7 protein-coding genes and 1 pseudogene are annotated in these 6,620 nt (G+C 69.1%); all 8 read left to right on the forward strand.

Translation table 11 applies throughout. The features are described from left to right. Window positions 1-154 (forward strand): annotated as a pseudogene (locus tag QOZ89_RS46515) (transposase); the annotation flags it as partial. Window positions 155-386: 232 nt separating this feature from the next. Further along, window positions 387-947: a helix-turn-helix domain-containing protein gene (locus QOZ89_RS46520; protein WP_312630347.1), complete on the forward strand. Its 561-nt coding sequence runs from the start codon at window positions 387-389 to the stop codon at window positions 945-947. Window positions 948-1,016: 69 nt separating this feature from the next. Then, window positions 1,017-2,300 (forward strand): IS256 family transposase, encoded by a 1,284-nt coding sequence (locus QOZ89_RS46525; RefSeq protein ID WP_312630348.1) that lies wholly within the window; start codon window positions 1,017-1,019, stop codon window positions 2,298-2,300. A 235-nt stretch (window positions 2,301-2,535) separates the two neighbouring features. After that, entirely contained in the window at window positions 2,536-3,942 is a 1,407-nt protein-coding gene (locus QOZ89_RS46530; protein ID WP_312630349.1) for a DDE-type integrase/transposase/recombinase, read from the forward strand. After that, window positions 3,939-4,196 (forward strand): hypothetical protein, encoded by a 258-nt coding sequence (locus QOZ89_RS46535; RefSeq protein WP_312630350.1) that lies wholly within the window; start codon window positions 3,939-3,941, stop codon window positions 4,194-4,196. Before QOZ89_RS46530 ends, QOZ89_RS46535 begins: the two co-directional genes overlap by 4 nt. After that, a complete protein-coding gene (locus QOZ89_RS46540; protein ID WP_312630351.1) occupies window positions 4,196-5,008 on the forward strand; it encodes an ExeA family protein in 813 nt (270 codons plus the stop codon). The genes QOZ89_RS46535 and QOZ89_RS46540 overlap by 1 nt, the downstream gene beginning before the upstream one ends. 183 nt (window positions 5,009-5,191) lie before the next feature. After that, window positions 5,192-5,491 carry an IS66 family transposase gene (locus QOZ89_RS46545; protein ID WP_083418969.1) on the forward strand — a complete coding sequence of 100 codons (300 nt, stop codon included), beginning with the start codon at window positions 5,192-5,194 and terminating at the stop codon, window positions 5,489-5,491. A gap of 354 nt (window positions 5,492-5,845) precedes the next feature. Then, entirely contained in the window at window positions 5,846-6,490 is a 645-nt protein-coding gene (locus QOZ89_RS46550; protein WP_312630352.1) for a TetR/AcrR family transcriptional regulator, read from the forward strand. The last annotated feature ends 130 nt before the right edge of the window (window positions 6,491-6,620 follow it).

Raw genomic sequence — 6,620 nt, forward strand, 5'->3', positions numbered from 1 at the left:
CAACCGGACCAGCGTCCCGTGGAAATACCTGCCCCACGACTTCCCGCCGCACGGAACCGTCTACTTCTACTTCGCCGCCTGGCGGGACGAGGGCATCTTCGCTCGGCTCGGCTACGAGCTGACCGGTGTTAGGCGCCTTTTTCAATGCCGACGAGCGGGGGCAGTTGCGCCACTGACGGTGCAATGATCTTGGCCGGTCGTGGCCGGGTGGGCGGAGTGTCGTCGGCGGCGCCAGGGTGCCGATGAAGCCGGCGAGGTGCGATCAAGTTCGTTTGGTGATCGTGGGGTGGATGTCCGGTTTGCTGGGGGCGTCACCGTGAGCGCCGTCGGGAACAGGAACGGCCCTTCCCCGTAAAAGTCCTTGGCGGGAAACCCGGGGAAGGGCCGTGAGGCGCCTGGAGGGCGCGGTGCTCACGGTAGAGGCAGATGTGGTTTCGGTCGAGCGGCGGCTTGCGGCGGGAGGTCTGGCCTGCCCGGGCTGCGGCGGGGTGCTGGCGCCGTGGGGGCGGTCGACGTCGCGGCCGTTGCGGGATCTCGACTGGGCGGTGCTGTGGCTGCGGCCGCGGCGGGCGCGGTGTTCGGGCTGCGGGCATACCCATGTGCTGCTGCCGGTCGTGGCGTTGCTGCGGCGTGCGGACCTGGCCGTCGTGGTCTGGGCGGGGCTCCTCGCGGCGGCGGCGGGGAAGGGCGCGCGGCGGGTCGCGGCATTGCTGGGCCGGCCGCGCTCGACGGTGCGGGGCTGGCTGCGCCGGTTCGCGGGGCGGTCCGAGGCGGTGCGGCGGGTGTTCACCGGGCTGCTGGTCGCGGTCGGGGTCGACGCGGTGGTGCCGGCGCCGGCGGGCTCACCGGTCGCGGACGCGGTCGCGGCGGTGGCCGGGGCGGCGGTCGTGGCCGGGGCGCGGTGGGCGTTGCTCGGCGTGGTGGCGCCGTGGGCGGGCGTGTCATGACGACTGTGTAAGTCGGAGGTGGACCAGGATCGATCTACCTTGATCGGGTAGGTCAGAAATGGACACCGAATGACACAGAACACGACGCTTCGGACAAATGACGAGGCGGCGGCGCAGAGGATCGCGGCGGCCTTCGCGCCGGACACGATCGACGCGTTGTTGAAGGACGCGAAAGCGACCGGAACACCGGTCGACGGGGTTGACGGTTTGTTGAACCAGATGACGAAGGCCGTCCTGGAGCGTGTCCTGCAGGTCGAGATGACCGACCATCTCGGGTACGAGGCCGGCGATCCGGCCGGCCGCGGCACGGGGAACTCCCGTAATGGGAATTCGACGAAGACGGTGTCGACGCGCAACGGGCCGGTCGACATCGAGGTGCCGCGTGACCGGAACAGCTCGTTCGAGCCGACGATCGTGCCGAAGCACGCCCGTCGGATAGGGAACCTCGACGACACGATCCTGTCGTTGTACTCGCGGGGAATGACGACGCGCGACATCGAGGCGCACCTGCGTGAGGTCTACGGGGTCCAGGCGTCCCGGGAACTGATCTCGAATGTCACCGACGTGGTGGTCGACGAGATCAAGGCGTGGCAGTCCCGGCCACTCGACGAGGTCTACCCGATCCTGTACGTGGACGGCCTCCGGATCCGGGTCAAGGACAACGGCGTGGTCACCACCAAGGTCGCCTACCTGGCCGTGGGGGTCGACGTCGACGGGCGCAAGCACGCGCTGGGCTGCTGGATCCAGGACAGCGAGGGGGCGAAGTTCTGGCAGAAGGTCCTGGCCGACCTGCGCAACCGTGGCGTGCGCGACCTGCTGATCGTGTGCTGCGACGGGCTCACCGGCCTGCCCGAGGCCGTCGTCGCGGTCTTTCCCGAGACCGTGGTGCAGACGTGCGTCGTCCACGTGATCCGCAACGCGATGCGTTTCGTTTCCTACACCGACCGGAAAGCCGTCGTCAGAGCCATGAAGGAAATCTACACCGCACCCACCCTCGAAGCCGCCGAACTCGGCCTGGCCGCCTTCGACAAGAACTTCGGGACCCAGTACCCCGGCGCCGTCGACGTGTGGCGCCACGCGTGGACCGAGTTCATTCCTTTCCTGGACTATCCACCGGAGCTCCGGAAGATCGTCTACACGACCAACGCCATCGAGTCGATGAACTTCCAGCTCCGGAAAATCACGAAGAACCGAGGCCACTTCCCGGACCGGGACGCGGCGATGAAACTGCTCTACCTGGGACTCCGGAACATATCGAGCCACCGGGGCGGTGAGTCCGGCACCGGGACCCACGGCTGGAAAGTGGCGCTCAACTCGCTTGCCAACCTCTTCCCAGGACGCCTGCCTTTCTGATAGTGTGAACACGTAGGCTACGATTCATCTCTGGCTTACACGGAAATCGTGACAGGCTCCCGTGGGCGACCGCGGTCGCGGCCACGAACGGCCAGCTGATCTCACCGTCCCCACACTGGATGATCACAGCTGTTTCGTGATCGTCGATCAACATGGGTGCGCCCCTGGGCGGCTGGCCTCGGCGTCGTCAGCCTGGAGGAATCGTGATCACACACGTTTCCGAAGGGGTGATGGGGTGTCCTGGCAGCAGGAGGAGCTCGCCCGGCGGCGGGCGTGGGCCCAGGAGGTGGGCCTTTTCCGCTACGCCTTGATCCGTGAGGCGGCGGACCCGGCGCTGACGACGAAGCAGCGCGGCCGGCTGGTCCGGGCGATCGCGGCCCGCGAGCACGTCGGCCCGGGCGGGCGGCCCGTGCGGCTGACCCGCTGGACGCTGGATCGCTGGATCGCCGCGTGGCGAGCCGGCGGCTTCGACGCCCTGGTCCCGGCGCCGCGGCGGATCAGCGCCCGCACCGCGGCGGACACCCTCGCGCTCGCGGTCGCGCTCAAGCGGGAGAACCCCGAGCGGACCGCCGCGCAGGTCCGCCGGATCCTGGCCGCGCAGCTCGGCGCGGCGCCGGCGCTGCGGACCCTGCAGCGCCACTTCGCCGAGGCCGGGCTCGGCCCCGGAGCGCTGGTCACCACCCCGGCCGGGGTGTTCTCCCCGTTCCAGGCCGAGAAACGCAACGAGCTCTGGACGGGCGACGGTCTTCACGGCCCCCGCGTCGGCGGCCGCAGGACGTTCCTGTTCGCGTTCGTCGACGACTACTCCCGCGCCGCCGTCGGCTACCGCTGGTCCTTCCACGAGGACACCGTCCGGCTCGCCGACGCGCTGCGCGTCGCGCTGACCGCCCGCGGCCTGCCAGATCGGGCATACGTGGACAACGGTGCCGCTTTTGTCGACGCCTCGCTGCGCCGCGCCTGCGCAAAGCTCGACATCCGGCTGACCCACTCCACGCCGCACCGCCCCGAGGGCAGAGGCAAGATCGAACGGTTCTTCCACACGGTGACCAGCCAGTTCCTCGTCGAGATCGCCCAGGACACCACCCCGGAGGGCACCGGGACCACCGTGACCAGCCTCGACGAGCTCAACCGGCTCTTCCAGGGCTGGGCCGAGCAGGTCTACCACCGCCAGACCCACTCCGAGACCGGCCAGCCCCCGCTCGCCCGCTGGGAGAACGCCCCCGGCACGATCCGCCACGCGACCCCCGCCGCGATCGCCCAAGCGTTCCTGTGGTCCGAGACCCGGGTCGTCTCCCGCACCGGCCTCGTCTGTCTGCACGGCAACCGCTACCAGGTCGACGCCCACCTCGCCGGCCACCGCGTCGAGCTCGTCTTCGACCCGTTCGACCTCACCGAGCTCACCGTCCGCCTCGGCGACACCGACGCCGGAACCGCCACCCCCTTCACGCTGCGCCGGCACAGCCACCCCAAGGCCCGGCCCGACACCCCGACCGAGAAGCCACGGCCCACCGGCATCAACTACCTCGCCCTCGTCGACGCCCAACACACCCGCACCCTCGCCCAGAAGATCAACTATCTGGCGCTCCTCGACGACCCGACCCGCAACGACGACCCGGCCAGCGAGGAGACCGACACCCCGTGACCAGCATCGACACCGCCCACCTCGGCGAGGCGTTCGCACTCTCCCGCGCCGCCAGCGACCTCGCGCACGCCGCCCGCGACCTGATCGACCCCGCCCTCACCGACGAGCGCCTCGCCGTCGCCGAGACCCTCCTGAAGGCCGCCTCCGCCGTCCAGGACGTCGCCACCACAGTGATCGAAACCCACTTCCACGACCAGGACAACGACCCCGGCCCGACCCCAGCCGCCGCCCTGGACAGCGCGGAGCCGTTCTGATGATCGAGAAGCTGCGCGCGCACTACGGCTTCACCCGCACACCCTTCGGCCGCGACCTCGCGCCCGGCATGCTCCACCGCCACCAGTCCCACGGCGAGGCCGTCACCCGCATCTCCTGGTGCATCGCCGAACGCGGCATCGGGATCGTCACCGGCGAGGTCGGCGCCGGCAAGACCGTCGCCGTCCGCACCTCCCTGGCCACCCTCGACGCCTCCCGCCACGCCGTCATCTACCTGCCCAACCCCCAGATCGGCGTCCGCGGCATCCACGAAGCCATCGTCACCGCCTTCGGCGCCACCCCCACCTTCCACACCTCCCGGCTGATCGCCCAGTCCAGCGCCGCCCTCACCGGCGCCCGCGCCGAACGCGGCCGCACCCCCGTCCTCGTCCTCGACGAAGCCCACCTGCTCACCCACGACCAGCTCGAAACGATCAGGATGCTGACCAACCACGCCCTCGACTCCGACTCCCCGCTCGCCTGCCTCCTCATCGGCCAGCCCACCCTGCGCCGCACCATGCGCCTCGCCGTGCTCGCCGCCCTCGAACAGCGCATCACGATCCGCTACACCATGCCCCCGATGAACGCCGACGAGACCGCCAGCTACATCCACCACCACCTCAACCTCGCCGGCCGCTCCGACACCCTCTTCTCCGACGACGCCATCACCCTGATCCACACCACCGCCCGCGGCTACCCCCGCGCCGTCAACAACCTCGCACTCCAAGCCCTCGTCGCAGCCTGGGCCGCCGGCAACTCCATCGTCGACGAGAAATCCGCCCACACCGCCCTCGCCGAAACCGCCGAGGACTAGCCCCCGACCCCCGCCAACCCACCGACCACCGCGCCAACACCCACACGAAAGCCCCGCCCCGGACCCCCGGGACGGGGCTTTCGATCATCCGCCCATCGGCACTCTCAATGACGCCGTCATCGGCATCCTGCGCGGCGCGCAACAACTCGTCGCCGTCCTCGACACGGCCCCCGACGGCGAGTAGTGCTGGGCCGGCCAGGCCGCCGACGCCCTCGTCGCGCTGCAGAAACTCGCCGCCAGCGGAGGCCTCACCCCGGCGGCGCTCGCCGAGCAGACCCGGCTCTACCAGCACGCCGCCCACATCGGGACCAGCGAGACCGCGCACCGCTCCACCCCACTCGCAACGCCCTGGCCCACCGGCTCATCGACCGGGCCGCCGACTACCTGCGCTTCACCCGCGACCCCCGGATCCCACCCGACAACAACGGCTCCGAACGCGACCTGCGCATGGTCAAACTCCGCCACAAGGTCCCGGCTGCCTGAGAACCCTCACCGGCGCCCGCCAGTTCTGCGCCCTACGCAGCTACCTGTCCACCGCCACCAAACACGGCGTCGCCACCTTCCAAGCCCTCGTCCAACTCGCCGAGGGCCGCCCCTGGCTGCCCGCCGCCGCCTGAACCAAACTCAAGATCACCGACAAGCTGAACAGTTACGGTGAAAGATTCCCATGCAGCTTCGCGTCGAATCGCGCGCTGACACCTAGGTCATACGATCTTTGGAACAGCTCAACCGGCGATCATCGCCACACCGCTCTCACTTGGTATGCTCTAGAACACGCTTCTGAGCAGCCTGGAGGCGACGCAGCTCCGAAGGGACTGAGTGTTGGAGCCAGAAAACATGTCTGAGGACGTTCTGAGCATCAAGCTCCCATCGGAGGTCGACGCAATCCGAGCGAAGCGGGTGAGCCGCTGGGCAAAATCGGCCGACACCGAGCGTGCGGTCCTCGACGCGGCGAGGCTCTTGTTCGGCCAGCGGGGTTATGACGGCATCAGCATCAAGGACATCGTCGAACTGTCCGGCGTGAGTGTCGGAAGCATCTACCACCGGTTCGGTGGTAAGGCCGAGGTGTTCATGGTTCTGGCGAGCGAGGCACTCAACCGGAATGCCAACGCATCGAAGAAGGCGACCGAGCGGGCCCGTGCCGCTGGCGAGACCCGTCCGGCCGCCCTATACGCGGCGGGCGCCAAGGCTTATCTCATGGATATCTGGAAGACGCGCGAGATATCGCGGGTAATGCTAGGCGATGACGGGCCGCCCGGCTATGCGAACGTGTACCGGGAGGCCGGCGTGAAGTTCATGCATGGCGCTAGGGGGCTGACGTTCGGTAACCCGCCGCTGCCCAATTTGACTGCCTGTGCTGTCACCGCACTCGTGCATGCCGGGGCGCTGCAGATCGTCGAGGCTGACGGCCGAGGTACCGCCACGAAGATCGCGGACTATTTCACCGACCTCATCCTCCGCCTGGCTAACAGCGAGGAGTGATGCGCAGGGGACCGTCCCCACGCACCGTCTCCCGTTCGTGCCGTGCTAACGCCCAAGCGCCGCCGCACGGCTGGCGTATTTCCGTCCTCGTTGGAGCCGGCGTCCTCATGGCGCGCACTGCGACGGCTAG

It is taken from the genome of Pseudofrankia coriaricola, from assembly GCF_032027725.1.
Lineage (GTDB): Bacteria > Actinomycetota > Actinomycetes > Frankiales > Frankiaceae > Pseudofrankia.

Coding starts and splice junctions, on each gene's coding strand:
- QOZ89_RS46525 (WP_312630348.1), top strand. CDS start 1,017: ATGACACAGAACACGACGCTTCGGACAAATGACGAGGCGGCGGCGCAG.
- QOZ89_RS46540 (WP_312630351.1), top strand. CDS start 4,196: ATGATCGAGAAGCTGCGCGCGCACTACGGCTTCACCCGCACACCCTTC.
- QOZ89_RS46550 (WP_312630352.1), top strand. CDS start 5,846: ATGTCTGAGGACGTTCTGAGCATCAAGCTCCCATCGGAGGTCGACGCA.